This window comes from Candidatus Nomurabacteria bacterium (genome assembly GCA_023898645.1).
GTDB lineage: Bacteria > Patescibacteriota > Saccharimonadia > Saccharimonadales > Saccharimonadaceae > UBA2112.
Genome location: CP060232.1, coordinates 286806 through 312456 on the forward strand (window position 1 = coordinate 286806; position 25651 = coordinate 312456).

The following is a 25651-nucleotide window of genomic DNA, read 5'->3' on the forward strand; positions in this document are numbered from 1 at the left end:
GCTTTTTTAATTACCTAGACTGATACGGATAGTCGCCGTATTTAGTACGTGCTTGCCGTTGATAAAATCGTCTGTACCTACGGTTATTTTGATTGCTTTGGCCGCTTTTATGAGGTTTTTTGTTGCCGTAGTGCCGTTGTATTCATTGACGATGGGGGTAGAGGTTTCCGGAGACGTATAGTAATCAACCGTGAACGAGTCGATGTCTCTCAGTAGGTCGGCGTCAGCGAGTTTGCAGGTTCCGGAGTATGTTCCCGATTTCAAAGCTGCGTTGGAACAAGTCTCGCTTTGGTAGGGTGTTTTGCACCCCGAGGGATTTGGATTGAGGGTGGCGCAATTACATAAAGTGCCGCCAGTGTAATTAGTGATTGTGCGTCGGTACAGGTCGTACTTTCCGGTAGTGGTGTTTTTGGCAACGAAATAAACCAGGAGATTCTGGGCAATCGGGCTTACGGAAAAGTCGCATCCACTACCGCTGTCGATAAAGACAGGTAAGCGTTTGTCGTCCGTGGCGGCTTTATCGGTAGCCGTTGTGGTTGCCATGAGTACGCGATTTGTTTTTTGTCCAGCGTCATAACCTGGCAGTGACGGATCGTTACCTCGGTATGACCACGATGTGCCGTCGTCTCTACCGAGTGGTTTTGCTACAGCCGCGTCAGTTACAAACCCGCCTGAGTCCATGATTTCTTTTTCGATAGACCTTAGCACGCCTCTGGTATTGGTGTCTTGTGATGTTTTGCCTAAGGAGATGACATTGTCGTTATAAAAACCACCAAGTGTTTGCAGCACTACGCCCGTCAATAGACTGATTACTGTAACGACGACGGCAATTTCGACAATCGTGAAGCCGCTCGATTTATCGTATGAAGTTTGCATGAGTGATGAATTCTCCATTTCCAAAATTAACGGTTGATACTAATTTGACAATGCCGTCTGTAAAGCTTGTACCTGTGCAGCCATTTGGCGCAAAAGCCGTGACAGTTTGCACCAGTGAGCTACCCATATTAGCTATAGTACTTCCACTTTCGGCAGCATATCCGTAGTGACCAAATACAGCAGGGTCTGAAGTGTCGATAATATTTTCCCCCCTTTTCGAGCTTGCATTATTGGCAGTGAGGTCCATCTTGCCAGGGTTGCATAGTAAGTTCGATGGAGGAGATGGGAATTTTGCCAGGTTGGAAAAGGCTATATCGCTTGCGCGTGCTCGTCTGGCGACGTCGACGCGCTGAGACTCAAGCAGAAGATATGATTGAAAAACGCCAAGGAGAAAGATTGCCAACACAATAATGGTTATGATCATCTCGATAACCGTGAAACCTTCTGTGTTGGGTGTGGCAGGGAAAAAATGTCGTTTGTTCATATGTGTTCCTAGAATGATAGCGGGTAGTTAAACCCCGTCTCCGATGTTACGGTGCTGCCTATGTCGCTCGAATTCGTCACGTCGACAGGTGCAGGTACGTTCGTAGCGGTCGTGTTTCCGGTACCGAGCTGACCGACGGTATTTTCTCCCCAGCAACCTGTGGCATTATCTGCCACTACGCAAGTTACGTTACCTGCGCTGTCGATGTCAGTAATCGTTTTTCCGCTGAGCCAACCAATTGTGGTCGAGTCTTTTACGAATACAGGCACTGGACTAGACGGTGTTGTGCAGAGTTGATTACAGCCAATTCCCTGATAGGAACTATGTTTGCTGTGGCCGTCGCAATATGTGACTCCTCCGGTGAGGGCGCAAAACAAATCATCGTGCGCATTTCCTGAGGCGAGTGTATACGGATTTCCAAGACTTGTTCCTCCATAAAGCGGGCCAGCAGGAGGATTCGAAGTATAAGTTGTCGTTGTATCTGTCGACAATACACGGCACCATTGGTTAGGGTGGCCATTTGATCGACAGTGAATTACCGTACATGTCCGTTTTGTGTTTATCGTTGCCGTTCCTCCGCCCCACCAAAAAGCACGACTTGCTGGGCTGGCATTAGTAGCACTGATTGCCGTGACGCTGTCTTTGAAAGTGGTTATGGATTGGTAGTATAAAGCACTCGAAACTGCCGCGGGGCGAACGCTCCACAATGCACCCGTCGTGCTAGTCGGCGTAGTGTTATTTGTGTTCGGGTAGCTGTTGCACGCTGTTGTACGTTGTCCACCCCCTATGGTTTGTTCAACTGTTGAATTGGTCGTGCCGCCTAGTGCGTGAGAATTGTTGCCTATCTGACCGACGGTGTTGTCGCCCCAGCAGTATGCTTTGTGATTGTCGCCGATGGCGCACATTGTATCGCTATCTCGTATCTGTGCTAACTTTTCTACTTTTCTACCCATAAGCGCGCTTGAAGAATCGTATGCGATGGATACAGGAACATTTTTGTCAAAGGTGAAGCCATTACCTAGCTGTCCGTGATTGCCTTGGCCCCAGCAAGAAACCAGCCCGTCGGTCGTCAGTGCACAGGTGAAATTATTGCCGGCAACTATATCAGTAACGGTTTTATTGTAGAGTGAGCTTCTTGGTATGCTGGGAGAGCTTTGGCCCGGGCCGTTATAGACTTGCCGCGGTATAGCCGTGGAGCCGGTATTTCCTATGCCTAGCTGTCCGTGACTATTGTCCCCCCAACAGTAGGCTTTTCGTGTGGCACCAGTTGCGTCGCTGGCGCTGTCTTTTGCAACGGCACAGACGTGAGTCGAACCTACGCTAACCTTTAGGACGACTTTCTGGGTACCATCTGAATTTACAAGATACCCAGAGAACGGCAAGAGATTGTAAGACGCCGAATTTTTATGTGCTGTATCGATTGCCTTCGGAAAAACACTCTTGTTACCGGGGACGGCGCCGTTTCCTTGGCCTAGCTGTTTATTACTATTGCTTCCCCAGCAGTAGACCCAACCTTCGGCGACGGCACAAGTTGTCGATCCATTAGTCGATACTTGAGTGACGTTTTTGCTTACTCGTCCTGTCGTGGTAGTTGAAGTCCTGATAATCGTTCTGATGGTTTTACTTACGGATTTAAATGAAATGCCGTTGGTGCTTATACTGACCGACCCGATTGACGTGATAACGGGTGTACTTGCATTGAGCATCTGAAGCCCCTTAACTTCATAGGTACTTGAAAACGTCGAATCGTCCGCAACGTTCGACAATTTTTTTACGGATTGGCCCGCGCAGTTTGTCTTTGGTGTGAGCGGCGAGGTGTTTGACCATGATTTTTGATTCGCTTTGATACAAGCCTTTGCAGCCGCAACGCCTGCTTGTGCCGCCTCGCGTGCCAGTACGTCAAAGTATTGGTTATTAAGTATCGTACTGCTGTTCGTAACAGTTTGTAGTGCAACGATACTGACGGTTGAAATAGCCATACCAAGTGTAATGACAATCGGTAGCAAAAAACCGGTACTAGAGTTGCCGTTCTTGTCAGTTGATTCGGTATGTCGCTTATAGTATGCAATTAACACCTTAAACATAACTAGTTTAAGTATAACTCATTACAAGTGTTTTGCATGCTATTAATTATGAAAATTGAAAAAAATGAAAAACCGGTTACTGAAGCGATGCGGCTGCTTTGCTTGGTAGCTGTGCTTTAAGACGCTGTATGTCGACATCTGTGATGATTGATTTAAGTGTTTCCCATGCGGTGATTACTTGTTTTGACGCCTCAATCTCTTCTATACCTTCTTTGTCCATGAATTCATGCACGAAATCCTGTTCTAGCTCCTCTGTTGTCGAAGTTTCGGCACTATAAACGGCCTCCTGAAGTTCGATGGGCAGCAGTCTGGCAAAATCTTCTCGTTCGTATTCACCTAGGCGTTCAGAGATACTTTCAACCATGAGATCGAGCACCTCTTCTGCTTCCGTGTACGTAAAACCAGCTTTACGTTGCATAAAATCAATTAATTCTTGGTAGCCCATAGGCACCTCCTTTTACAATTGCGTGTATTCTTATCGTAATCCGGTCGTGGTTTTGTAGCAGTCACATATTTAACATCTTGCGTGGCGATTAAGGCGCGTAACGTAATGTCGCGAATTGAATGCTTGTGACAGATGCCAGATTTGTTTTATCATAGAGATGTGATTATCGATGCGCTAACACGCGCCCTTACGACTTCTTTTGCTATGGGCTGGATGATATTGTGGCCACTCATACTTGGTTTTACTATATCTGGTGCTATTCAGGCGGTTGTTAGCAAGCGGCAGATGAGTCAGTTGTTGCCTGACGATAAGCCAAAAACGTTGGCGCTCGCAAGCTTGCTCGGTGCTGCGTCGTCGTCTTGTTCATACGCTGCGGTCGCTCTGGCCCGTTCACTTGTCAAAAAAGGCGCCAATTTTACGGCGGCCATGGCTTTTGAAATCGCAAGTACGAATTTGGTTATCGAACTGGGTATAATTTTGGCAGTTTTATTAGGCTGGCAGTTTACCGCGGCCGAGTTCGTAGGTGGACCAATCATGATTATTATATTGGCGCTGTTGTTCCGTCGTTTTCTGACACCTAAATTGCTTGATGCGGCGACCAGGCAAGCGCAAAAAGGTCTTGCCGGTAAGATGGAGGGGCATGCTGGCATGGGTGACATGTCCGTCACTGGTAGTAAGTCTGTGATGCAAAAACTCTTATCAAGCCAAGGTCGGACCGCGACCAGCCACTACTTTGTAATGGATTGGGCCAGTGTATGGACAGACATTGTGCTTGGGTTATTGATCGCAGGCACTGTAGCCGCATGGGTGCCGATGTCATTTTTCCAGAGCTTTTTCATTACATCAGATCCAGTTTTGTCGTTCATCTGGGGGCCACTAGTGGGTCCACTGATAGCGGTTGTTTCGTTTGTTTGTAGTGTAGGCAACGTGCCACTTGCAGCTGTTTTATGGAATGGCGGCATTAGTTTCGGTGGCTTGGTTAGTTTTATTTTTGCCGACTTGATTGTCTATCCAATTTTACGAATATACAAAAAGTATTACGGTATGAAAATGGCAGCTTTTCTATTTGCGACATTTTACCTAGCTATGGTTGCAGCGGGATATTTGGTTGAAATTATATTCTGGCTATTGAACTTAACTCCGACGGTACGCGCTGCTATCGTGCCTGAATCAGGAATTACATTTAATTATACGACCGTTCTTAATATCTTTTTCCTTGTTATTGGCGCTGCACTTGTATGGCGATTTCTACGTACGGGTGGTCCGGCTATGCTTAAAATGATGGACGGTAAAACTTCCATGCAGCACAAACACGACATGTGATTGCAAATGAACGTCAGTTAAGATTGAAATAAAATGAGTAGCATTAAGAGAGGAAGAAAGATTCGAGCAGCTAAGACTTGAGTTTTTCTCTGTTATTCAGTATAATTTGTGTCTGTAGCAGACATGGGCCAGTAGCTCAGTTGGTTAGAGCACCTGCCTCTTAAGCAGGGTGTCGTGGGTTCAAGCCCCACCTGGCCCTCCAAGAAAATAGACCCCGCTGGGGTCTATTTTCTTGGAGAACCGGCGGGACTCGAAATCACGACTTTTTGCGAAGCAAAAATAGTCGTGGGGTCGCGCAGTGAACGAAGAGAAAGAAAGCACGAAGTATTTTTTTGCTATCATATAGCTTATGGATCCGATACAAAACATACCACAACCAGACAAAGACGAAAGGCCGCAGGCCGACCTAAGCGAAGGATTTTGGCAAAAATATCGCCCAGTTATCATCACTGCCGCACTTGTACTCGTGGCTATGATAGGGGGCGCATTAACGCTGTTTGTTTTGGGAAGTCAGCCGAGTGCTCGGAAAAACTCGTACACTTCTACTCCGCGGACGTCTATCAGCCCGACCAACACGACAAGTCCGTCTGTAGCCCCACAACAAACTGTCGCGGCTAGTGATAGCTGGAAATCATCTGTTAATTCCAAGGCATTACCATTAGGAGACGGTAAAGTTTCGTCTGTGCCGAAAGCTGGTTATGTAGATTCATGTATGACCAACTTTCGTGGTGGCGGCGCTCGTCATGCTGGGAGTTGGATCAATGATGCTGCCGGTACATGGAACTCCGATTCGAAAGTTGCCGTACAGGGTAGTATAGATTGGCCTTCTGCCCAATACTCTGTGGTGACGTCTGGCGCGAGTCGAATTATTACGACAGATGACCTACCGCAAAATGATCCAACTGGAACATTTCCTATTTCGTATAGCGACCCAGCGTATCAGTACGATACCAACCCGAATCGAATCCAGGGGCAGACAGTAACGCTCACTTTGCCACTTGCTCCAACCGCCGCTACTACGCCGTATTGCGTTGACTTGGGCTACATCGGCGTGATGAACAACGGCGTCTTGCTTTTCAATGCGCTTGACGATGCCGGTCGTGATGCCGTTGCTCATGAAACTCAGGACAAATGCGATGGTCATCCGGACGGCAAAGAGCGGTATCACTATCATGACGTTGCGTCTTGTGTGCGAAATCGCGCGACGGGTAGTTCAACATTAGTAGGCTATGCACTAGACGGCTACGGTATATACGTAGAGCGTGACAGCGAGGGTAATCTTCCGACGAATGCTGATCTCGACGTGTGTCATGGGCGTACAAGCGAGGTACTTTGGAATGGCAAAAAGACGTCTATATATCACTACGACGCAACACTTGAGTATCCATATACTATTGGCTGCTTTCATGGCAAGCCAGTTTCAATCCATCGCCCTTAGGCGAATCAATGCAACATCAACATAGAACTGGCCATTATTGCACGGGTTGAGTATTTGGTGCCGGCGTGGTCAGAGGCTGTTGTGTGTGCGAGCCGGACATATTATTTATAGTTCTTCCTGACAAAAACTGATAATCGCTGTCGACTGGTTGCGCATTGAAATCGCATGCGTGGTTGTCTCGATACTGTTTACTGATTGTCATGTTGTCTAGATTGAAGCCCGCGGCTTTATACTCGGCAGCTACTTTAGGTGACAGGAAATTCGTAAATGGCATTAAATAATCGTATTTCGGCAGGGGCAGGAACGGCATTCCAAATAGTCCGCCGATATCCTGTACTAGCACGCCGCTGTCTAGGCGATGAAAAGCTATGTCAAAATCAGCAGCCCCACGCACATGAGCATAGGCGAGTAGCTGTCCGGCGTTTACCTTATTGCCAATTTTGGTGCCAGGTAGCGGATCCGTGTGAAAGAAGTTTAGAGCGTAGTCGGGCTGTTTAGCAGATTGTACATAAATCTGGTAAGAAGGCTGTCTGTCGGCGCCACCTTCTTGAAACATAAAAGCAATTTTTCCATCGAATGGTGCATAGATTTTGATTACATGCAGCTTATCTTTTAGGCTATCATCAGGAATTACATACATTTTCATCGATCGTCCGCTTTCGATAATGCCCTGATCGTTTTTACCAGAAAAATCATGTCCACTGCAACTACGAAATTTACTGAAACCAATGATTTGACTGAGATCGACGGGATTTGCGGTGATGATTTTGGGTGGTTTTGGAAGAGCGGGTGAGTTTACGTAATATAGTTTTACAAACGATTCTGCAATTACGATGAGCAATAAAATGATAAGTACGAGAAGTGATTTTAAAATAAATTTTCGTTTGCGATGTCGCTGTTCGATTCGTTTAGCCATGTTGCAAGTAGTATACTATTTATGCTTTGAGAAGTACTAGTATGGTGGCCTTCGCAGGTAAATTATATACGGTATGACTTCTCTATTTGCCCGCTCCGTCTTACTAGATAAAATCTCTCTTTTGTATTAATCTGGCTGTAGAGTATAAACATAAACGAAAAGGCGTGTCTCATAACTAAAAAATTTCTACATTATACGGGTCGATCAGGCTTTAGTATTTTAGAGCTCATTATTGTGGTGACAGTTATAGGCGTACTCGCCGGAATTTTTATAGTTTCATATAGCGGCATCCAAGAACGCGGGCGTGATACACAACGTGAATCAGACATGCTTGCCGTAAAGAGCCAACTTGAAGTGTATTTTAATGAAAACGGATCGTACCCTACTGCTCAAACAATGACAAGTTCTAACGGGTCTACGATAGCAGGCGGAAGTGGCATATTAAAGGGACTCAGTGCCGATGCGCTTGTAAACCCACTGGCATCAAGCGGGACGACAAATTCATTGATGGCAATATCAACGGGCAATCCTCCGAATGATGTCTATTGGTATCAGTCGTACGATAGCGACGGTTATACTATTTGCGGAACAGCACCGTGTGCAAAATTCAAACTTATGTATACAAAAGAAACTGACGGATCGACCGTTACGTTGTCGAGCATCAATTAATAGGAACGCTTGTACGAACTAACTGTCCATGAGAGAGTGCCGGGTTGGCTTGGGTCAATTTCGACACCCGAATGGATTTCGGCTGTACCGGTTAATTCCACAGTCTGCCCAATAAGAGCTCCGACATCGGCGGAGTTGTCGAGATTAACCTTTGTCCAGCGAGCGTAATATTGGGTTTTTAGCGAAGAAGTCGAACCATTTATCAATATAGTACGAAGCGACTTACTGTTGAAGAGGGCTGAGCCTGAAACATCACAACCACTGGCAGTCACCGAGCAGGGGTCGGTACTGTAATAGGTAATGACCCTGAAACCAGTTCCGCTTGCATTGGGCGTCAGCTGACCGCTATTGAGAATTTGAAAACCTGTGCTGCCATCGATGAGAATATGCGGAGGTGTTGTCAGGCCGGCCTGTACGCGTAAGTGTGTCGCTCCAGAGACCGTCAGGTTACCGGTAATCCATACATCTCCTGATACTGTGATAGAGCAACTGTTTTGAAGCGTTACATTGCCGATAATTTTTAAATCCGCAGGCCATGTTTTTGTAGTGGAGCCACTACAACTAGCCGTGGCGCCTGTTTGGATTTGCCCTGGATTATTGATTGTTTGAGTTCTTGTGGCGCGGTCATCGGTCGGCAGGCTAGACGCTGCGACGGTCCCGGGGACAAGACCTGGGTTGGCCATGCCGGTGCCGCTTACTTGGTTATTAGCCTTCACCTGACCATAAATGTGTGTGCCCCACGAAGGAATATTAATTGGGTTTTCATTTTCTCCTGAGTTGCATATGCGCGGGAAGTCACTTCCGCCACTGACGGGGCAGGCTAAATTTGAAACATACGTATCAACGGGATTGCTGGCAGAGCCTATTTGTGACGTACCTGTCATGGTGATGGGACCATTCGAAAACGCGACTCCGCCACTAACTTTTGATGATCCAGACATATTAAGGCCGCCAACGCCAATATATGCAGAAATTGTACCGTCGACTACCGAAGCGCCACTGCCTTTCATGCCGACTTGTACTTTGCTTGTTGATTTAGCGGTCGTACTTGTTGCCGGAACGTATGTTCGTCCGTATGCTGTGATTGTTTTTGTCTGGCCGTCAACAGGCGTGGTGACGTCGATTTCATACGTCGTACGGGTTGTCGTGTCGTTGCTTAGCTCAACTTCACCCACTGGGGCCGTCCAGTCACTATTTGCAATCAGTTGCGTTACTGCGTAGTCCGCGCCTGAGTCGGCGGCTAGTTGTGACTGCAGTTTGTATGTATTGTGTTGCGTTAGGTTATTGTTTTGAACGACAATCTGCATAGTTGCCACCATGAGAAGTATGATAAACACCGAAGCAATCATCAGTGATAAAACCAAAAAGCCCGATTCAGCAGAACGATAAGTAGAGCGTATGTGCCGGTTCACGTCAGGTGTTCCTCATCGATACACGAATGAAGTTAGAGATAACAGTGGGTTTGACGACGGAAGTGTCAGTCATGCTAAGTACGATTTTAACAGACCGAACTTTCGCAATGTCGGCGGTTTGGGTGCCGGTGTTGTCATAAAAAGTATATGACACGGAATTGAAGTTATCGGTCAGTTTAACGTCGGCAGGACAATCGGGCGTTGTCGCCGCAGAGGGGCAACTTTGAACTATTACATTGCCTGGCGCTGATGTGTTCTTTAAAGTTCGTCTGTAAAGCTGCTGGCCGCTACTGTAGTAGATAATCTCATTTCTATAAGGTTCCCCGCTATTTGGATCAATGATGAAGTCACCGCTGCTATCTTGAGCGGGGATTGATAGTATCAAAACGTTTTCGGAGCCACCGCTTGTCCAGCCACTGGGCTGACTGGAGTCGTTAATGAGGTTGATTGGATCAAGGCCGGACGCCATGCGGATATCTTCGGTGTATTTAGCAAGAGCTGCTTGAGAATCTAAGGACAAAGTAGCCTTGTGGTTATTTGAAGAAACATCGACGTAAAATCGTAATGAACTAAATACTACAGGCGCAACTAATATACCGATTAGTGTGATGGTAATGACTAATTCGACGACGGTGAAGCCTCGCTCTGAAAAAGGTGCTATCATTGCTGGCCAAGCCCATTTTTACTAATTAATGTAGTGTAATGAAATGTTTTTTGTTGCCCTTGCAGTGTATAGGCTATACTCACGACAACTTTTTTTATGTCGGTACTCTCTGGGGTTATCGTTATGTCTGCTGAGCTTGGGGTCGATAACGTACTGGGAAGTTCATTAGAAAAATCAGTAGTGCCGTCTGAAAGGCTGGCGAAACCTTTGCTGCGTAAACTTTCTATTTTTTCCTCAGCGATGTTGTTTATAAGGGTGTGGTCAATGCTGGTTTTATTGACAAATCCGGCCGTTGAAATCATGCCGACAATCGAAGGAATGATAATGGCAAATAGAGTAATCGCAATGACTATTTCTACAATCGTAAATCCTGTTTGTTGTTTTTTTGACATAGCACTATAGCAATAAGTTCTACTTATGCTTATATTGTACCATTTTTTATGAGGTAATTACTTGGAAGCTTTTATTTTTTTGCTCGCCATTTGGAATTGTCAAGCGCAAGCCATAGTAGCCACACGACAGGGACGAAAATAGCGAGTAGAACAAACCAGTCTTCCTTGCCAAGTTTTTTGCCTATGCGGTATGCGGCTATGTATATAAAGACAGTCGAAACGATGTTAATAAACGGTAGTAGCCCAAGAATTGCCCAGAGTCCCCGCTGGTCTCCGATGACTAGAAATTTCCATAGATTGTACATCGGCACCCACGCCGCCCATTGTGGTACTTTGGCTTTTTTGAAAATCTGACCAAGAAGGATTGAGGTTAGTATATAGCCCGCCGCGAAAATCATGAGCAGAAACAGAAACAGGACGCCCGTAAGTGCGACGGCTGCTGTCGTTTCGTATGACGTATGGATGTGATATTGATCTATGTTATGCATGAATTCTCTATATTTTCCTTAAATTGCTTCGCTTTATTGTAGCATGTGCTTTATGGTACGCTAGACGCATGGCAAGATCACTTAATGGACGCGAACTCGCAGAATACGTACAAGAGCGTCAGGCACGTCAAGTACGTGCGCTGCGTCAGGCGCATAATATATTTCCGAAACTAGCGATTGCTCAAACAATTGATGACCCGGTAATTGATTCTTATGTGCGTTTAAAACAGAATTATGGAACCGAGATTTTGATTGACGTAGAAGTCTACAAAGTTGACCAGTCGCAGCTTGCAGGAGTGATTGATCGATTAAACAATGATCCATCCGTTCACGGCATTATCATCCAGCTACCACTCGCCGATCCATCGGCAACCCAAGAAGCTGTCGATTCGATTGTGCCCGAAAAGGACGTCGACGGCCTGGGCTCCAATGCGACACTGGACCCAGCCACGCCGACAGCGATCACATGGCTGCTAGCTGGGTACAATGTTGATTTGGCGAATAAAAAAATCGCCATAGTCGGCAATGGTCGTCTAGTTGGAAAGCCACTTAACAAGATGTGGCAAACAAGCGGTTACGACGTAACGGTTTTTGACGAAAATAGTGAAAACATGAATGAGCAGTTACCAGAGTTCGACGTGATAGTTACGGCGACGGGAGTGCCTGGACTTATCAAATCTGGCGTCATCAAACACGGCGCTGTCGTAGTTGACGCTGGTACGGCGAGCGAACACGGCAAGATTGTCGGTGATGTTGCGGCTGACGTACGAGAACGCGACGACGTGTCGATTACACCCATAAAGGGCGGTGTCGGTCCGTTAACCGTCACGGCATTGTTCGACAATGTCATCCGAGCTGCACAGGCTACGGAAGATTCATAAAGTAAGCAACTTTTCGACTGCTATAGTTCGAGTGCTTCTTTGACGCGAGCAACGACCTGGCTAGGCGTTAGCTCGGCTTTCACGATATAGCTATGAATTCCTAGCTCTTTGAGTTCTTTTGGAGACTCCTCGATACCGAGGTTTGTCAAAATGATGACGGGGATTTTAGCGCCCCAAGGCTGCGCACGTATATGGGCGAGTGCTTCATTGCCGGTCATTTCTGGCATCTGCAAATCAAGCAATACCATATCTGGCATAAATGATTTCACTAAGTCGACTCCAGACCTGCCGTTGTCGGCAAGTGAGACGTCGAAGCCGTCAGCCTCGAACTTCATACGGTACATTTGGCTGATTACAGGGTCGTCTTCAATGATTGCAATTTTGGTCATGACCTAATTGTATCATCAATCTAACGTGTCGTCGCTAGTCTTATTGCTGAGGGTATCGGTCGAGTCTGTCGGTGTAATCCGTGTCGGCTACGATGCGCCCTTGATCCATCTCTATGATACGGGTTGCCAAAGAGTCTTCGTGTGTAACAGATATAACGGTCATACCGAAACGACGATTCAGTCGTTCAAGCATCTGGTTGGTTTCGTCTTTGAGTTTAGGGTTCAGGTTAGCAGTTGGCTCGTCGAGTACGACTGCATTTGGAATGCCGGTCAGAGCGCGAGCTATAGAAACGCGTTGTTTTTGCCCGCCAGATAGATCGCCAGTCTTTTTGTCTAGCATCATGTCGTCTAAACCGATTTGATAGTACACTTCATCAAGTGTTTCAAAATCAATCGGGATTTGTTTGAGTCGGGCAGGGATAAGGATGTTGTCTCGAGCTGTCATTTTGCCGTCGAGAAGCGGTTCTTGTGGCACGAATCCGATGTGCTGACGGAGGATATTATAGTCGTGGGGCAAAGAGACGCCGCCGTCACCGCCTAGTTGCGGAGACAAGCTATAACTGACGTCACCGGTGTATCGAACTGGATTTTTCTTTTCAGAGAAGTGAAGACCTACGAGTGCTGCAGCCCCTGCGATTTTGTCGCGAATCGATTTTTCTAGGCGTCGCGGTTCGCGCTTTTCTTGAAAACGTATGCCACAAAGTGCCGTAGCTAGTAGTGATTTACCTGCGCCTGACTGCCCGTGGATGGCGACGAATTCACCTTGTCGGATGTTCAGAGTGATGTCGTCGAGCAAAGTTTCGCCCGCAGTTGTCGTTACTGATAGGTTTTTGGCATGTATGCCTAGTTTGTGAGTATTAGGGCTGTAGTCGGGATTTGTCATACGCCACTCCTCAGTTCTGCGGCACGGTCAATCTTGTCAATCATGCGATTTCTAAACACCGACGTTGCGGCAGTAGAAAGTGCAAGTGCGAAATAGCCGGCACCGACCGCCGAAACGTTGACCGCTTCAGCGATGCCAAACTGTGACGAGTTGTACACTTCTGCCAAAACGGCAGCGGCCGCGAGCGAAGGACCTGTTGCTACGAGAGTGTCTTTGTGAGCGGCGATGTTGTAGGATCGCTTGATTTGCTTTTTATCTACACCCTGACTTAGGAGCATGCCTATGTTTTTACGTCGCATCAAAATTTCAGACGTCTGCATGCCGGCGATTGCCGATGAGCCAAGTGCGAGACTGGATAGGATGAGAATCATTTGAGGCGGCTTTACGCTATGATCCCAGAAATCTTTATAACGTTGCTCAAAACCAGCAAATGAATCGGCTTTGTAGACGGGGCTAATCTGCTCACGAACTTGAGCTTGTAGCTCAGCTTGCTTGCCGTCTAGACCGAGGGCCAACGCGCCAGAAATAGGTAGGCCAGGGTATAGGCATTTTTCAACCTGTTCGAGCGAACTGATTACCCCGACGCGATCAAGTCCTGGCTTTTGGTTAACCGTGCCAACGACGGTTGCTGAACGGTCATTTATTAGTGCTTTGTTTCCAACTTTGACGCCAAGCTGATCACCAACGATGATCGACATGTCGTCGCAGTTTTCAATTGCTGGCATAGAGACGCCAAGACTTTTCTCTATGACTGCGTTCGGAACGGCGATAATTGGTGCGCTTGATGGATTGCTTTTTGCGTCAGGATTCTTAATGTCGCCAAGCGCAGCGATGAAAGGAACTGGAGTGCCACCGTCTTTTATGATGATGTCACTTACGGCTGCGTAATCGATAGTTGTCGTATTAAGAGGAAGAACTTCCGAACCCATTATTAATGGCGTGTTGTTCATGTCGGCGCCCATCATTTCGGCCATACCTTTAATAGGCTCATTTGCGCCTTCGCTGGCCGCAAAGCCCAGCCCAGAAGCGCCCACGACGAGGCCCATTACACCGGCAGTAAAGAGTCTTCGTCCGCGGCGACTTGTCTGATGAGTGATGTCGTGCATGGCTGCCAGTTGGCCGTCAGGATTGCGACGACGATTTAACCAAAGTGCACCACCGCCTACTAGACCGAGAGCGAGAACTGACGGACCATAATCACGTAGATCATCGGTCGCCGTAATAAGGGCTTCGGTGCCAGCTGAACTGACACTTGGAGTCGGCGTGAAACCGGTGTCATTAAAGAAATCATGCGCTTGATGCGTATTTGCGCCTGCTAATACTCCTCCAGCTATCGCTACTCCGGCCATGATTTTGGCCGTACGCGAAAAGCGGTGCTTTTCATTATTACGAGACTGCGTAGAATTTGCTTCAACTTTCGGAGCACGCTTCTCGGTAGATATTACTGCTTTTGACATAATTAATAAGCTCCTAATTAAAGTAAATTATAATACTATATACACAAAAAAGCAAGCACTTTAAATACATATAACTATTGATTTTGTAAGTAAAAGTTGTATAATAATTAAAGTAAGCCTTTGCTTGCAAAGCAGATTGGGCGGTTTGCCCATGTACTTTGAAAGGACTCCACCTATGGTACCGCATGTAGGTCTAGAAGCGTACCTCGTAGAGCGCTATATGGCGTTTTTGCGAATCGTTGGCAATGTCAGCGAAGCGATTACGACCGTTCAGATTCGAATGGATGAGCGACCACGTGCAGCGAAGTCACTGATGAAGCGAATCACAAGGAGGAACAAATGAGAAAGTGTGCAGGATTCATGTTCAATGGCGTGATGATCATCGGGTCGATTACGACACTTGTTGCCCGAGGCTTCGTCGAGCACCCTGTCGAAGAGTACAGGCATCAGCGTAAGCACGGCTTCCTGAACGCCAGCTTCTGGAAATCCTAACCACCTCGACGGCGGGGAAGTGTAAATTTATTTTGCACCTCCCCGCCACTTTTTTTAATGACCCGGAAGGGTCTTTTATATTGCAATTTTTTATTATTTATGTTAAAATAAATAAAAGTGATAAACAAATGATATTTGAAAGAGAATATAATAATAACTAGGTGAGATATGGCTGAAATTACGACGAATAACAGCGGAAACGAATACAGGACCTCTGAAGAGAGGGATGCTGTTAATGGGCGCCTAAAGGCAGAAGGTGGTGAATGGACGTCGATGCCGCCGGACTACACTACGTTTTCTCGTGATCTGATGTTTCGTAAGCTCGATGAAGTTCATAAAGTTGTCAACGAAGAGACCGATGCCGACAAGGCAGAGATTGACGAAGCCTACGAACAAAGCGCTCGCTTTTTAGATAAATCATTTGACATGTATCTCGGTGAAAAGGCGCTCGATCTTTCAATAGCGCGAGCGTTTGTTGTGCCTATGCGGTCAGATCGAGCGAATGAAAGTTATGCTAGCGAATCGATCCCATTCATGCCGTTATTGGATCCGAACAGGTTTGCAGTTGGCTCAGAGATTCGCATGCGAGCCATCTACGGGCTACCTCCAACCGTACTAGACACGTATACCAAGAGTGATCGTAAAGGTGAGGCAGGTGCGCTGGTACTTGCGCCACTGTACAACGACATGGAGCATGACATCCGACAGGATAAATATAATTATGAGCAACGGATACGTCTACTAGAAGTTGGCGGTCATGTTTTGCGTCATACGGTTGATTTCGCACACAAGCAGCTAGGCGCACGAGTAATCGGACTTGGCGCAACCTTACCTAAGATTACAGGTTTTGGCAATGTGCTACGTAGCATGGAAGGTATGGGCAATTTGATTACGACGACAGGGCACGGCGGAACCGTCTATATGATCGTAGAAACTGCTCGCAAAATCATGGAGGAGACATCGATTGTCTCTGAAGGCAAGATCGGCGTCATCGGCGGCGCGGGTTCTATAGGCTGGGCAAGTACTATAGCCACTTTGGAAATGATTAAAGATCACAAAATTTATAGTTTCGATACAAGAGACACGCGGCTACACGGCATGGTGGCAAAATCACATAAGGAAAATGAAATTAGCGTCCTTGGCAGCATAGCTGATGTTTTGTGCGATACGAATATCATCATAACTGCTGTGACGGGCCGTATTGACTTGGATGACCCGCAATTCGACGGTATTGATTTGACTGGCAAAGTCATCATTGACGACAGTCAGCCTGGTTGTTTTGACATGGCTCAAGTTGAGGCGCGAGGTGGCAAGTTAGTATGGGTCGTTGGAGAAGATGGCAGCGACACTGGTTTCATGACTCGCGATGGTTATCATACTAACGGCATACCATACAATTACGGAGATCGATCTGGTCTTTGGGGCTCGGCATCTGAGTTTGCATGTGGGCAGGAAGCGGCTGTCATCGCAAAGTATGCCGCGTACGACAGGGCAATACACGACCCCGTCACGCCAAACAATGTACGTGAGGTTGGTAAGTACCTTCAAAGGTCAGGTGCACGCGTAGCGCCGTTCCAGGCTTTCGGACAACGTGTACATATCGACTAGAATCTGATTAAATGGTCATAAGCGTAAGCGGCTTATGATCATATGTATTCACTGCGTATAGCTATCCTCTCAATTGTAGTCATCATTAACTTGGTGGTGGTTTGGATTGTCGCGTCACAAAGTTGGCGCTTAAAGATTAATCGCTACTTTGTATTCGGTGTTGTATGTGTCATATTATGGGCTCTTGGGGCGATATTACTGATAGCCGGCACGACGACAGATTTAGTTTCCATAGGTCGAGTGCTGTTTTTAATCGCACCGATGTATACGATATTTTTCTTATCGATGTTCGCGGCGGTCTTTCCCGCCGACAAGGGCGTGTCGCTTACGGTAGTTAATCTATTTCTGGGTATTTTGACCGCCGTATTTTCCATCTATATTCTGATAGATCCAACGCAATTAGTCCCTACGTCGTTGCTCCGCGCTGGTAATAATCATTTTGTTGTTAACCCGTACTGGTATACGGTCTATACGGTTTATTTTAATCTCGCGTTTCTTATAACATTCGGTGAATTTTTCCGTAATATGCGGAGATCGAAGCGACATTATCTGCGACAACAGGCGCTCTACGTATTTACAGGTACGTTCGTGTCTGCGGTTCTTGCGCTTGTGACAAACTTGATGCTGCCAGTATTTGGTATTGGCGACTTCATATGGCTAGGTCCATCGTGGACATTGTTTTACGTTTTGACCGTTAGTATTTCTATAGTCAAGCATCAATTGTTTGACATTAAGTTAGCGGCTGTTCGCAGTATTGCGTACGTTAGCGTCTTGCTAACGCTGTCGTTGGTGTATTACGTTATCGCGTATGTCACCTCAGTTTTTGTCATTGGTGCTCAAACGACAAACGCCATTAGTTTGAGCCCTGTCAATATCATGCTGGCATTAGTACTGGCCTTTTTGTTCCAGCCCGTTAAGCACTTTTTTGACAAGCTGACAGACAACATATTTTATCGTGACAACTATAGGAGCGAGGAGTTTTTTGCATCGCTGAGCTTGCTGCTAACGTCGACGACCGAGTTGAGAGGTCTACTTGAGAGAGCGTCAAGGCAATTGGTGACGACATTTAAGGCCGATCAGGCGTTGTTTTCCCTCACTTACAAAAATGAGATTGAGCATCACATGTCTGCCGGTACGCACGGTCACGCACAACTGCCCGTACATGACACTAAATTGCTTGACGAGTACGTAAGCACGACCAATGAAAGCATCTTTTTGACTGGATTGCTCGATGACGAGTCGAAACTAAGACGCATGCTTGTGAGCCACAAGGTTGCGCTTGTCATGCCGCTGCGTCAGGCGGAAAAAATTATTGGGTATGTTTTGCTTGGCGAACGTTTAAGCGGTAACTACACTCGGCGAGACCTGAACGTGCTATTGGCGATTAGTAATGAATTAGTCATTGCTATCCAAAACGCCCTGTCGCTTCACGAAGTGAAGGAGCTAAACGCGACATTGCAACAGCGTATTAATGTGGCAACCAAGGAGCTTCGCTCGAGCAACGCACAGTTGAAGCACATAGATGAAGTAAAAGATGAATTCATGAGCATGGCATCGCATCAGCTGCGAACGCCACTTACTAGCGTTAAGGGCTACTTGAGTATGGTGATTGAAGGTGACGCTGGTAATATAACTTTGCAGCAACAAAAATTGCTCATGGAGGCGTTTAAAAGTAGTGAACGTATGGTGGGGTTGATTAATGACTTTTTGAACGTGTCTCGTCTGCAGACTGGTCGATTTATCATCGATAAAGTTGGCTTTGACTTAGGCACGGTCGTTAAGCAAGAAGTATTCGACCTGAATCTGATTGCAAGAACTCATGGTATAAAGCTACGACTTAACTCAACGAAACAGCCGTTGCCGATCGTGGCCGACGAGTCGAAGGTTCGTCAGGTTATCATGAACTATATCGACAATGCAATCTATTATTCACATATAAATAGCACAGTGGTCATTAACCTGGAAAAGGTGGGTGAAACTGCAGCGTTGACGGTTGTCGACACGGGAATTGGTGTACCAAAGGACGAGCAGGAGCGATTGTTTAACAAGTTTTTCCGCGCCAAAAATGCCCGCAAGGCACGCCCGGATGGTACGGGAGTAGGTCTCTACCTTGCTAGGCGTGTCATATCTGCACATGGCGGTGAGATTATCTTTAGCTCTCAAGAAGGCAAGGGGAGTACGTTTGGCTTCCGTATACCTTTAAGCAAAACGCCTATAAAGAACGCGCAAACTGAAACCAAGCTCGAAACGGAGCAGGCGGCTCTTACCGAGGCCAAATAATACTGATAAGTCCGATAACAACGAGTAGGGCGGCAAGCACTATACCGATAATTGGTAATAGTGGCTTGATTGATTGGCGATGATCAACCCACCACTGGTGAGCGGGATGTCGTTTAACGGCGCTAACTTTTAAAATCGTTGGACGAGTTTCAGCAGTACTACCTTTGTATTTCTTGTTGCGTTTCTTTTTATTGCTCATATCTTACTTTAGTATAATACGAATAATTCATTACAAACAAATAACCCCCGTATTAATACGGGGGTTATTTGGGAGATTTTCGAGAGCCCACACTACTCGATTGGGAGCGGTCAGGCTTGTACTAGCGTCGTAGCAGATTTCGTACACGCGCGCTGGTAGCGGCGTATGCGAGGCCGGCAGTCGTGGCGCCAAGACCGATAAAGGTCATGATGCCAGCGCTTGGGCCGGTTTGTGGTAGTACGGTTGGAACGTCTTGGCAAGGTTTAGTAACTACTACGTCAGCAGTTGCTTCCTTGTACAAGTCGTTGTTTACCGTTACGCGAACCTTGTTGGTATACGTTTTTGTACCACAGACGAGTGAGCCGCTATCGACTTTCGCCTTGAATTTAACATATGCGTTAGCATTGTCAGCATAGTTGCCAACATTTACGCCAGTGCCGTTTGTCAGGTTATTTGACAGAGTCAACGGGCTTGTGTTTGCAGCATTTGTCAACTGAGTCGAACCTGGTACGTAGGTGATGCCTTTTGGCAACGTATCTTGGAACCAGACGTTGTCTTGCTCTTCACCGCTAGTATTTTGGTATCCGAGCAAATAGTCGACTGTGTCGCCAGGTTTAACATTAACTGAACTGTGCCAGCCAGTTGTGCCATCTTTGCGGACTTGCTTGGTAACGTTGAAGTTCGCAGCGAACTGTGGCGTTACGTTGAAGCTCAGATAGCCGGCATATTGCATACAACCAGGGATGTTGCCATCAAGTTTGTCATAGCCGAGCAGGGCGCCAGCACTAGTGAAGACGCTTTCTGAAATTGGTGTACCGTTGGCGCCGAAGTAGTTGTTTTCATACTTTAGCGAGTTTGGTACGTATGCCAAGTTGAAGTTCTGGCTATTGCTAAAAGTAGCGTCATCATAAACTTCGGTTGGCGTAGCGTTGCTTGAATCAATGAAACCATCGACTCGAATTGATTTGCCGGTGGTAGTTGGCAAGTTGAACTTTGCGGTTACGTTCTGGGCAACCAAGTTGAGGTTGCTTGCTGCGTTGTTGTGGACATACATACGAACTGTGTATGTTTTGCCCGGCTGAACTGTCATGTTGTCAGTCCAGGTGTTGGTAGTACCCGCTTCGCGGATACCAACGAAATCTCGCTCGTCACCGATATTTGGGTTGTCGGTGATAGAGTTGAACGTCACGTGGTCAGAAGGGTTCTGAATTGTGAACGTTGGGCGGCTTGGCCCCCATGCTAAAAGCACGGCAGGTACCAAAACGACACCAGCAACTGTTGCTACAAGAGCGACGAGTCGTGGTGAACGCTTAATGGCGTTAAAAACTGCTTTCATACATTCTCCTATCTAGCACCCACCTGCCAGAATTAATAATTAAAAAAATTGTAATGCTACGAAGCTAATTGTTAAGGCGCTACAGAGCTACCTTGATATCTATCAGTCGAAGCGAATTTCAAGCAGCTGCCATGATTTGTTGTATGTTTTTTCGTGACAAGGTGGATCTGAATGATCCATCGCGAAGCGAAAAACAGACAACAAGTGGCAGACCTTGGGATTGAGCCGATTGATAGATGTTAAGTAGCTCTAAAATCAGATCATTACAAACTATGTAGGGGATAACTCCGAGGAGCTATCTGTCACCGTGAGCAAAGCTCGAACAGGAGATAGCTCCCCGGTGAAGTATGAAAAAAGTGAGTGACCCAGCCCAGGCGGGCGCATTGACCGAAGTCGTTGCGCCCGCCTGGACATGGGTTAACTGGGCGGGGCTACTGTGCCGGTTATCACTGTTGAAGTGGTAACCGTACCTGACGAATTAACGTGAGGAACAGTAGTTGTTCCCGCTCCCGTACCATTGACGCCCGGTTCCGGCGGCGGTGCCTGTACCGGAGTACTGACATGTGTCGGCGCGGAAGGACCTGGCGCTACCGTTGGTGGCGGCGGGTTTACCCGTGGTGTTGACGGCGGATGAGTCATCTGCTCGGGTGGCACATACGTGCCGGGCCCGGGCTGATCATTCGGACCGCCGCCTTGGGGCGCGTTGCCTTGCGGGTACGGATCCAGTGATGGAACCTTTGGTGCGAGCGTCGGAGGCGGTGTCGTCGTCGGCGGCGGTGTCGTCGTCGGAGGCGGTGTCGTCGTCGGCGGCGGCGTTGTCTCCGTTGTCGGAGGCGGTGTCGTCGGTGGTACCGTCGTCGGCGGCGGTGCCACAGGCGGTGGAACCGTCGTTACCGGCGGCATGCTTGGAATCGGTGCTCCGGGTGTGACGATGTTGCCACATTCCAGACGAACCCAATGCTCTCCGATGGGATTACCAGCTGCGTCTTGGTAGGTAACGCGCACGCCCGTGCCCGCCGGAATAGCGCCGTTTTGTGTAAACGCCGCACCGTTTGCAACGGCTCCGGTGTTTACGCCGCTTGCCGGAAGGCTGTCATGCGTGAGCGTTGTCACGTTCCACAGCACAATCCACTTGTTGTACGCTGCCACTCCGTCGGGCGTGAAGCACTTCCCATTTTCGATTGGCGCAATTTGCGTCACGTCATCGATGGGTGTTGCTTTGCCTAACGGCGAGGCGTTGTAGTACAGCTGGAAAATGCGAGGATCCTGCTTTGCTCCTTGTGCCACTTGCTGGCGCATCTCCTCCGTTTTAGGCGAAAGGCCATTGGAAAAGACGTTGTTGGAGAAGTTCGGATCCAGTTGCACGGTAAAACCACCGCACGCGGCATCTTGCACGACCGTTGTGGGGCCGGTGTTTGTCGACGTGGATAGATTATCGTTGTTGCTTCGAACGAGTACGCTGATTGCGAACACAAACAGCAACACAGCGACAAGCGCTGCGACTGCAGGCCACATCCAGCTTCGTTGCTGGACTTCAGGCGTCTCGTCATCGAGGAAATTAGGCTCGACGCCATCGTTTTCGACGACTTCGTCGCTTTCGTTTTCACTCATGTTCTTGCTCCTACCTCCCTCTCCGAGGGCTCAGAGTGGCGGAATTGCCAGTTGTGATACCCCCGGGTTTGGGACACCGTTTTGATGACGATAATTATCATCAAAACGGTGCCCCAAAAGGTAAGTGAGCAAGATTCATACTTCATGCTGCCGTGGCAGCGCTACCGATACAACGCATTGCGTCGGTGGCGCTGCCAAGCAGCACCCTACCCCTGTTAGAGGTAGGTGTAAACATAAACTGTAATGATCTGATTTGTTAAGCGTCCACCTCTGCAGAGTGAGTCTCCAGCTCATCGCAGTTGTCTCTGTTAGATTATCACAAAACTTAAAAAAAGTCAATGTCTATGAAATAAAATTGCCATAAACACAATTATAAAATACAGAGATTAAATTGAGAGATTGCATAACAGGGGTGGACAAAACGTTTTAGCTCTGGTATAGTGGGCGAAGTTGAGGTTTTAAAAAGCCATAATAGGTGTTAAAAATCTCACAAGACGAGAGAAGTCGGATATCCGATGTACTTTACAAGAAAAGAATATGGTCTCCATTTGATCTAAAGATCAAATTGCGCCCAAATTCCTCGGGAAATGGTCGAAAATGCAAGTCATTTTCGCTTCATTTCACTCAGAATTTGGTCTCATCGTCTAACGGTTAGGACACCAGGTTTTCATCCTGGCAATCCGGGTTCGATTCCCGGTGAGATCACCAGAGAAAATACCCCACTTCGGTGGGGTATTTTCTCTGGTGCCTCCCGCGGGGCCGAACCCGGATTGGAAGCCGTGTAACGGCGCAATCCGGAGTTCGACCACTGTCACAATCTATTGATTTGACAGGGGTTAGCCGATGTTCGCCGCTAGAATAGTGAGAACATCGAAGCGTCGTCCCGGTGAGATTATTAAAGCGCGAAGCATTTTCTTGAGCGAATGAACGAAGGAGCGGAGTGAAACGGAGCGATGTCCCGGCATACGTTAAAAACCACACTGTATTCCACTTATGCTTTTTATACCACCTCACTACGGTTATACTCCTCATATCCGACTCCAACAACATAAAAGGTGGAATATGACAAGGAAAAGGATGTACTTTGCAGGTTTTGGTGCGCTATCGCTGCTTCTCGTTGGATGCGGCGGCGGCGCCAGTACCCCGCCCATGGGAACGATTGGTGCGCCGACTCTTACATCGATAGCACCGACGACACCAACAATAACCGTGCTGGTCCCGAAGCCACCTCCGTTTGTACCAAAGTTTTATCCGCCAGCCACCACTGCTAACACGATGGTTCCACGGCCGACACACTGCGTACAAGACGGCGTGGGCACGCAAGGCTGGAATACTGAACCCGATGACAGTGGCGATATACATCCGACGTTTCTCGGTCCGTTGGCTCCGCCGTCGGCAAGCACTGGTTCTTGTTTCGACAAGCTGGCATTTACTGTTAGCACGGGCGCTGGCGTTGAGTTTAGTGCCGAATACGTGCCCGTCGTGCATGCTGATGGATCAGGTTTACCTGTAACGGACATCAAGGGCGTTGTGTTTATCCAGTTGGTCATCAAGGCACATATGCTAAGGGACGAGCAGGGTAATCCGCTGTATGATTCGGCCGACTATAACATGCCGAATGTCCAAGGTTATGGGAATCTTCGGGAATTGAGATTGGTAACGCCAGACTACGAAGGCTACACCACTTTTGGTATCGGTTTAGACGCCAAAACGCCCTTCGCAGTCGAGTCGCACACAGTCGGAGGTGAAAAGACCGAAATCGACGCGTATATCACCCGCCCGTAGTGGTAGCGGAGTAATACACGAAGGCCCCTGTCTGAACGGTAGCATCGTTCAGACAGGGGCCGCTTCTATTTAACAGATAAGATTATGGTATAATGGCCCCATATGACAGTACAGTTTAAAAGAACAAAAATATTAGCATCGGTCGGTCCACCGATTAATAGCCCAGAAATGATAGAAAAAATGATATCTGCCGGCGTGAACGGTTTCCGATTGAATTTTAGTCACGCCAAATATGAAGAGTGTGACACGATCATCCCTACCATAAGAGAAGTAAGTGCAAGAAAAGGTAAGCCTGTTGCTATTTTGCAGGATCTTCAGGGACCAAAAATTCGCTTGGGTAATTTACAGCAGAATGTAGAAGTAAAAACAGGCGACGAACTGACGTTGCGACATGGCGCCGAGCACGACGGCGACCACTTGATACCAGTTCAATATAACTTGGCCGAAAAGGTAAAAGAAGGTGAGCCGCTCTATATTTTTGACGGCAAGATCCGAACTACTGTAACGAGCGTAGCGGATGAAAATACGATTGTAGTGAGAGTCGAGAACGACGGCGTGTTGATGAGTCGTAAAGGCATCAATTTACCCGACACTGACTTTGCCGGAGACATTTTGACTCACAAAGACTTAGAAGATATCGAATACGGTGCCGCCAAAGACATTGATTACGTGGCATTGAGCTTCGTGCAGTCGGCAGAAGATATACATAATTTGCGTCAAATATTATTAAGTCACGGCTCGACGGCACAAATCATTGCCAAGATTGAGACTAAGGCGGCCGTTCGAGAAGGCGTGCTCGAAGATATAGTCAAAGCAAGTGATGGCGTTATGGTCGCACGTGGTGATTTAGCCGTAGAAGCGGGTACGGAAGTAGTGCCAATCGTTCAGCGTCGAATCATTGCCCTCTGCCGCAAGTATGACAAATTATCAATCGTCGCGACGCAGATGCTTGCTAGCATGGTTGACTCCCCTGAGCCAACCCGCGCCGAAGTGAGCGACGTGGCAACCGCGGTTATATTGGGTGCCGACACGGTGATGCTCAGCGATGAAACTGCCAATGGCCGCTACCCTGTTGAATCCGTAGCAGCTATGAAAAAAGTGATTCTGTACACCCAAGACAATGCCTTGGTGGCGCCTATTGTAGACGTACTGAAGGGTAAAAAGTCTGCCCGTGATGCAATCAGTGTGGCCGCAGTAAGTTTGGCAGATCAGCTTGGTGCGTCTGTGATTGTTGCTGAAACAAAATCTGGAGCGACAGCGGCACACATCGCGGCAAATCGTCCAAATTTGCCGATTTTTAGCGTTACGAGTGAGCCTCGAGCCGCTCAGCAATTGGCACTGAGTTATGCAAACAAATCTTTTATTCGTCCTGACGGCGAAAGGGCCGGTTTTAAGCTAGTCAAAGAACTGAAAGATGAAGGCTTTTTCGGTGACGAATCACCAATAACGGTCGTTATCGTGAGTGGGCGACAGCCAGGACTTATTGGTGGAACGGACACAATTAGAGTTCGTGTGCTAGAATAGACCTAATTAATAGAA

At 47.5% G+C, this 25651-nt stretch carries 25 protein-coding genes and 2 tRNA genes; 12 read left to right on the top strand and 15 right to left on the bottom strand.

Translation table 11 applies throughout. The annotated features are described in order from the left end of the window. Nucleotides 1-6: 6 nt before the first annotated feature. The 4 genes from H6797_01390 to H6797_01405 all read right to left on the bottom strand — a co-directional run bounded on the left by H6797_01390 (nt 7) and on the right by H6797_01405 (nt 3889). Nucleotides 7-876 (bottom strand): prepilin-type N-terminal cleavage/methylation domain-containing protein, encoded by an 870-nt coding sequence (locus H6797_01390; protein USN96835.1) that lies wholly within the window; start codon nt 874-876, stop codon nt 7-9. Then, the gene (locus H6797_01395; protein ID USN96836.1) at nt 857-1360 is read right to left on the bottom strand and encodes a prepilin-type N-terminal cleavage/methylation domain-containing protein; all 504 of its coding nucleotides are present in this window, start codon (nt 1358-1360) and stop codon (nt 857-859) included. Before H6797_01395 ends, H6797_01390 begins: the two co-directional genes overlap by 20 nt. Nucleotides 1361-1368: 8 nt before the next feature. Further along, nucleotides 1369-3444: a hypothetical protein gene (locus H6797_01400; GenBank protein ID USN96837.1), complete on the bottom strand. Its 2076-nt coding sequence runs from the start codon at nt 3442-3444 to the stop codon at nt 1369-1371. A 76-nt stretch (nt 3445-3520) separates the two neighbouring features. Beyond that, nucleotides 3521-3889 carry a DUF2267 domain-containing protein gene (locus H6797_01405; protein USN96838.1) on the bottom strand — a complete coding sequence of 123 codons (369 nt, stop codon included), beginning with the start codon at nt 3887-3889 and terminating at the stop codon, nt 3521-3523. 132 nt (nt 3890-4021) lie between these two features. Between H6797_01405 and H6797_01410 the strand changes: the two genes are divergently transcribed. The 3 genes from H6797_01410 to H6797_01420 all read left to right on the top strand — a co-directional run bounded on the left by H6797_01410 (nt 4022) and on the right by H6797_01420 (nt 6650). Next, on the top strand, nt 4022-5212 hold the full coding sequence (locus H6797_01410) for a permease (GenBank protein USN96839.1): 1191 nt from the start codon (nt 4022-4024) through the stop codon (nt 5210-5212). A 125-nt stretch (nt 5213-5337) separates the two neighbouring features. After that, a tRNA-Lys gene (locus tag H6797_01415) sits at nt 5338-5414 on the top strand. A 147-nt stretch (nt 5415-5561) separates the two neighbouring features. Further along, nucleotides 5562-6650: a YHYH protein gene (locus tag H6797_01420; protein ID USN96840.1), complete on the top strand. Its 1089-nt coding sequence runs from the start codon at nt 5562-5564 to the stop codon at nt 6648-6650. A 34-nt stretch (nt 6651-6684) separates the two neighbouring features. Here the strand turns inward: H6797_01420 and H6797_01425 are convergent, their stop codons facing one another. Continuing rightward, nucleotides 6685-7566, bottom strand: coding sequence for a hypothetical protein (locus tag H6797_01425; GenBank protein ID USN96841.1), 882 nt, complete (start codon nt 7564-7566; stop codon nt 6685-6687). A gap of 144 nt (nt 7567-7710) precedes the next feature. Here H6797_01425 and H6797_01430 point away from each other — a divergent pair, with 144 nt between their 5' ends. Beyond that, nucleotides 7711-8235 (top strand): prepilin-type N-terminal cleavage/methylation domain-containing protein, encoded by a 525-nt coding sequence (locus tag H6797_01430; GenBank protein ID USN97095.1) that lies wholly within the window; start codon nt 7711-7713, stop codon nt 8233-8235. Here the strand turns inward: H6797_01430 and H6797_01435 are convergent. The 4 genes from H6797_01435 to H6797_01450 form a co-directional block, all read right to left on the bottom strand. After that, the gene (locus tag H6797_01435; protein USN96842.1) at nt 8232-9647 is read right to left on the bottom strand and encodes a hypothetical protein; all 1416 of its coding nucleotides are present in this window, start codon (nt 9645-9647) and stop codon (nt 8232-8234) included. The genes H6797_01430 and H6797_01435 overlap by 4 nt on opposite strands. A 1-nt stretch (nt 9648) precedes the next feature. Then, nucleotides 9649-10311: a type II secretion system protein gene (locus H6797_01440; GenBank protein ID USN96843.1), complete on the bottom strand. Its 663-nt coding sequence runs from the start codon at nt 10309-10311 to the stop codon at nt 9649-9651. Then, complete coding sequence (locus H6797_01445) at nt 10308-10703, bottom strand: prepilin-type N-terminal cleavage/methylation domain-containing protein (protein ID USN96844.1); 396 nt, start codon at nt 10701-10703, stop codon at nt 10308-10310. Before H6797_01445 ends, H6797_01440 begins: the two co-directional genes overlap by 4 nt. A gap of 71 nt (nt 10704-10774) precedes the next feature. Continuing rightward, entirely contained in the window at nt 10775-11191 is a 417-nt protein-coding gene (locus tag H6797_01450; GenBank protein ID USN96845.1) for a hypothetical protein, read from the bottom strand. 68 nt (nt 11192-11259) lie between these two features. Between H6797_01450 and H6797_01455 the strand changes: the two genes are divergently transcribed. Then, on the top strand, nt 11260-12072 hold the full coding sequence (locus H6797_01455) for a bifunctional 5,10-methylenetetrahydrofolate dehydrogenase/5,10-methenyltetrahydrofolate cyclohydrolase (GenBank protein USN96846.1): 813 nt from the start codon (nt 11260-11262) through the stop codon (nt 12070-12072). Between the two features lie 20 nt (nt 12073-12092). Here H6797_01455 and H6797_01460 read toward each other — a convergent pair whose 3' ends face one another. From H6797_01460 to H6797_01470, 3 genes are read right to left on the bottom strand one after another with little or no spacing between them, the layout of a single operon-like run. After that, nucleotides 12093-12461, bottom strand: a complete 369-nt coding sequence (locus H6797_01460) for a response regulator transcription factor (GenBank protein USN96847.1) — start codon at nt 12459-12461, stop codon at nt 12093-12095. Nucleotides 12462-12501: 40 nt separating this feature from the next. Further along, nucleotides 12502-13344: an ATP-binding cassette domain-containing protein gene (locus H6797_01465; GenBank protein USN96848.1), complete on the bottom strand. Its 843-nt coding sequence runs from the start codon at nt 13342-13344 to the stop codon at nt 12502-12504. Then, the gene (locus H6797_01470) at nt 13341-14801 is read right to left on the bottom strand and encodes a hypothetical protein (GenBank protein ID USN96849.1); all 1461 of its coding nucleotides are present in this window, start codon (nt 14799-14801) and stop codon (nt 13341-13343) included. The genes H6797_01465 and H6797_01470 overlap by 4 nt, the downstream gene beginning before the upstream one ends. A gap of 175 nt (nt 14802-14976) precedes the next feature. On the opposite strand from H6797_01470, the gene H6797_01475 reads away from it, so the two are divergent. From H6797_01475 to H6797_01490, 4 genes are all read left to right on the top strand, one after another. Next, complete coding sequence (locus tag H6797_01475) at nt 14977-15144, top strand: hypothetical protein (GenBank protein ID USN96850.1); 168 nt, start codon at nt 14977-14979, stop codon at nt 15142-15144. Beyond that, the gene (locus H6797_01480) at nt 15141-15293 is read left to right on the top strand and encodes a hypothetical protein (GenBank protein ID USN96851.1); all 153 of its coding nucleotides are present in this window, start codon (nt 15141-15143) and stop codon (nt 15291-15293) included. The genes H6797_01475 and H6797_01480 overlap by 4 nt, the downstream gene beginning before the upstream one ends. A 168-nt stretch (nt 15294-15461) precedes the next feature. After that, entirely contained in the window at nt 15462-16901 is a 1440-nt protein-coding gene (locus H6797_01485; GenBank protein ID USN96852.1) for a hypothetical protein, read from the top strand. Between the two features lie 42 nt (nt 16902-16943). Continuing rightward, nucleotides 16944-19181 carry a hypothetical protein gene (locus H6797_01490; GenBank protein ID USN96853.1) on the top strand — a complete coding sequence of 746 codons (2238 nt, stop codon included), beginning with the start codon at nt 16944-16946 and terminating at the stop codon, nt 19179-19181. Here H6797_01490 and H6797_01495 read toward each other — a convergent pair. The 3 genes from H6797_01495 to H6797_01505 all read right to left on the bottom strand — a co-directional run bounded on the left by H6797_01495 (nt 19165) and on the right by H6797_01505 (nt 22327). Next, the gene (locus H6797_01495; GenBank protein ID USN96854.1) at nt 19165-19380 is read right to left on the bottom strand and encodes a hypothetical protein; all 216 of its coding nucleotides are present in this window, start codon (nt 19378-19380) and stop codon (nt 19165-19167) included. The two genes, H6797_01490 and H6797_01495, sit on opposite strands and share 17 nt — an antisense overlap. A 121-nt stretch (nt 19381-19501) precedes the next feature. After that, entirely contained in the window at nt 19502-20716 is a 1215-nt protein-coding gene (locus tag H6797_01500) for a DUF11 domain-containing protein (GenBank protein USN96855.1), read from the bottom strand. Between the two features lie 417 nt (nt 20717-21133). Continuing rightward, nucleotides 21134-22327, bottom strand: a complete 1194-nt coding sequence (locus H6797_01505; GenBank protein ID USN96856.1) for a hypothetical protein — start codon at nt 22325-22327, stop codon at nt 21134-21136. Nucleotides 22328-22960: 633 nt separating this feature from the next. On the opposite strand from H6797_01505, the gene H6797_01510 reads away from it, so the two are divergent. The 3 genes from H6797_01510 to pyk all read left to right on the top strand — a co-directional run bounded on the left by H6797_01510 (nt 22961) and on the right by pyk (nt 25636). Beyond that, nucleotides 22961-23035 (top strand) — tRNA-Glu (locus H6797_01510). Between the two features lie 354 nt (nt 23036-23389). Beyond that, nucleotides 23390-24112, top strand: a complete 723-nt coding sequence (locus H6797_01515) for a hypothetical protein (protein ID USN96857.1) — start codon at nt 23390-23392, stop codon at nt 24110-24112. Between the two features lie 102 nt (nt 24113-24214). Then, nucleotides 24215-25636, top strand: a complete 1422-nt coding sequence (gene pyk, locus H6797_01520; GenBank protein USN96858.1) for a pyruvate kinase — start codon at nt 24215-24217, stop codon at nt 25634-25636. Nucleotides 25637-25651: the final 15 nt, after the last annotated feature.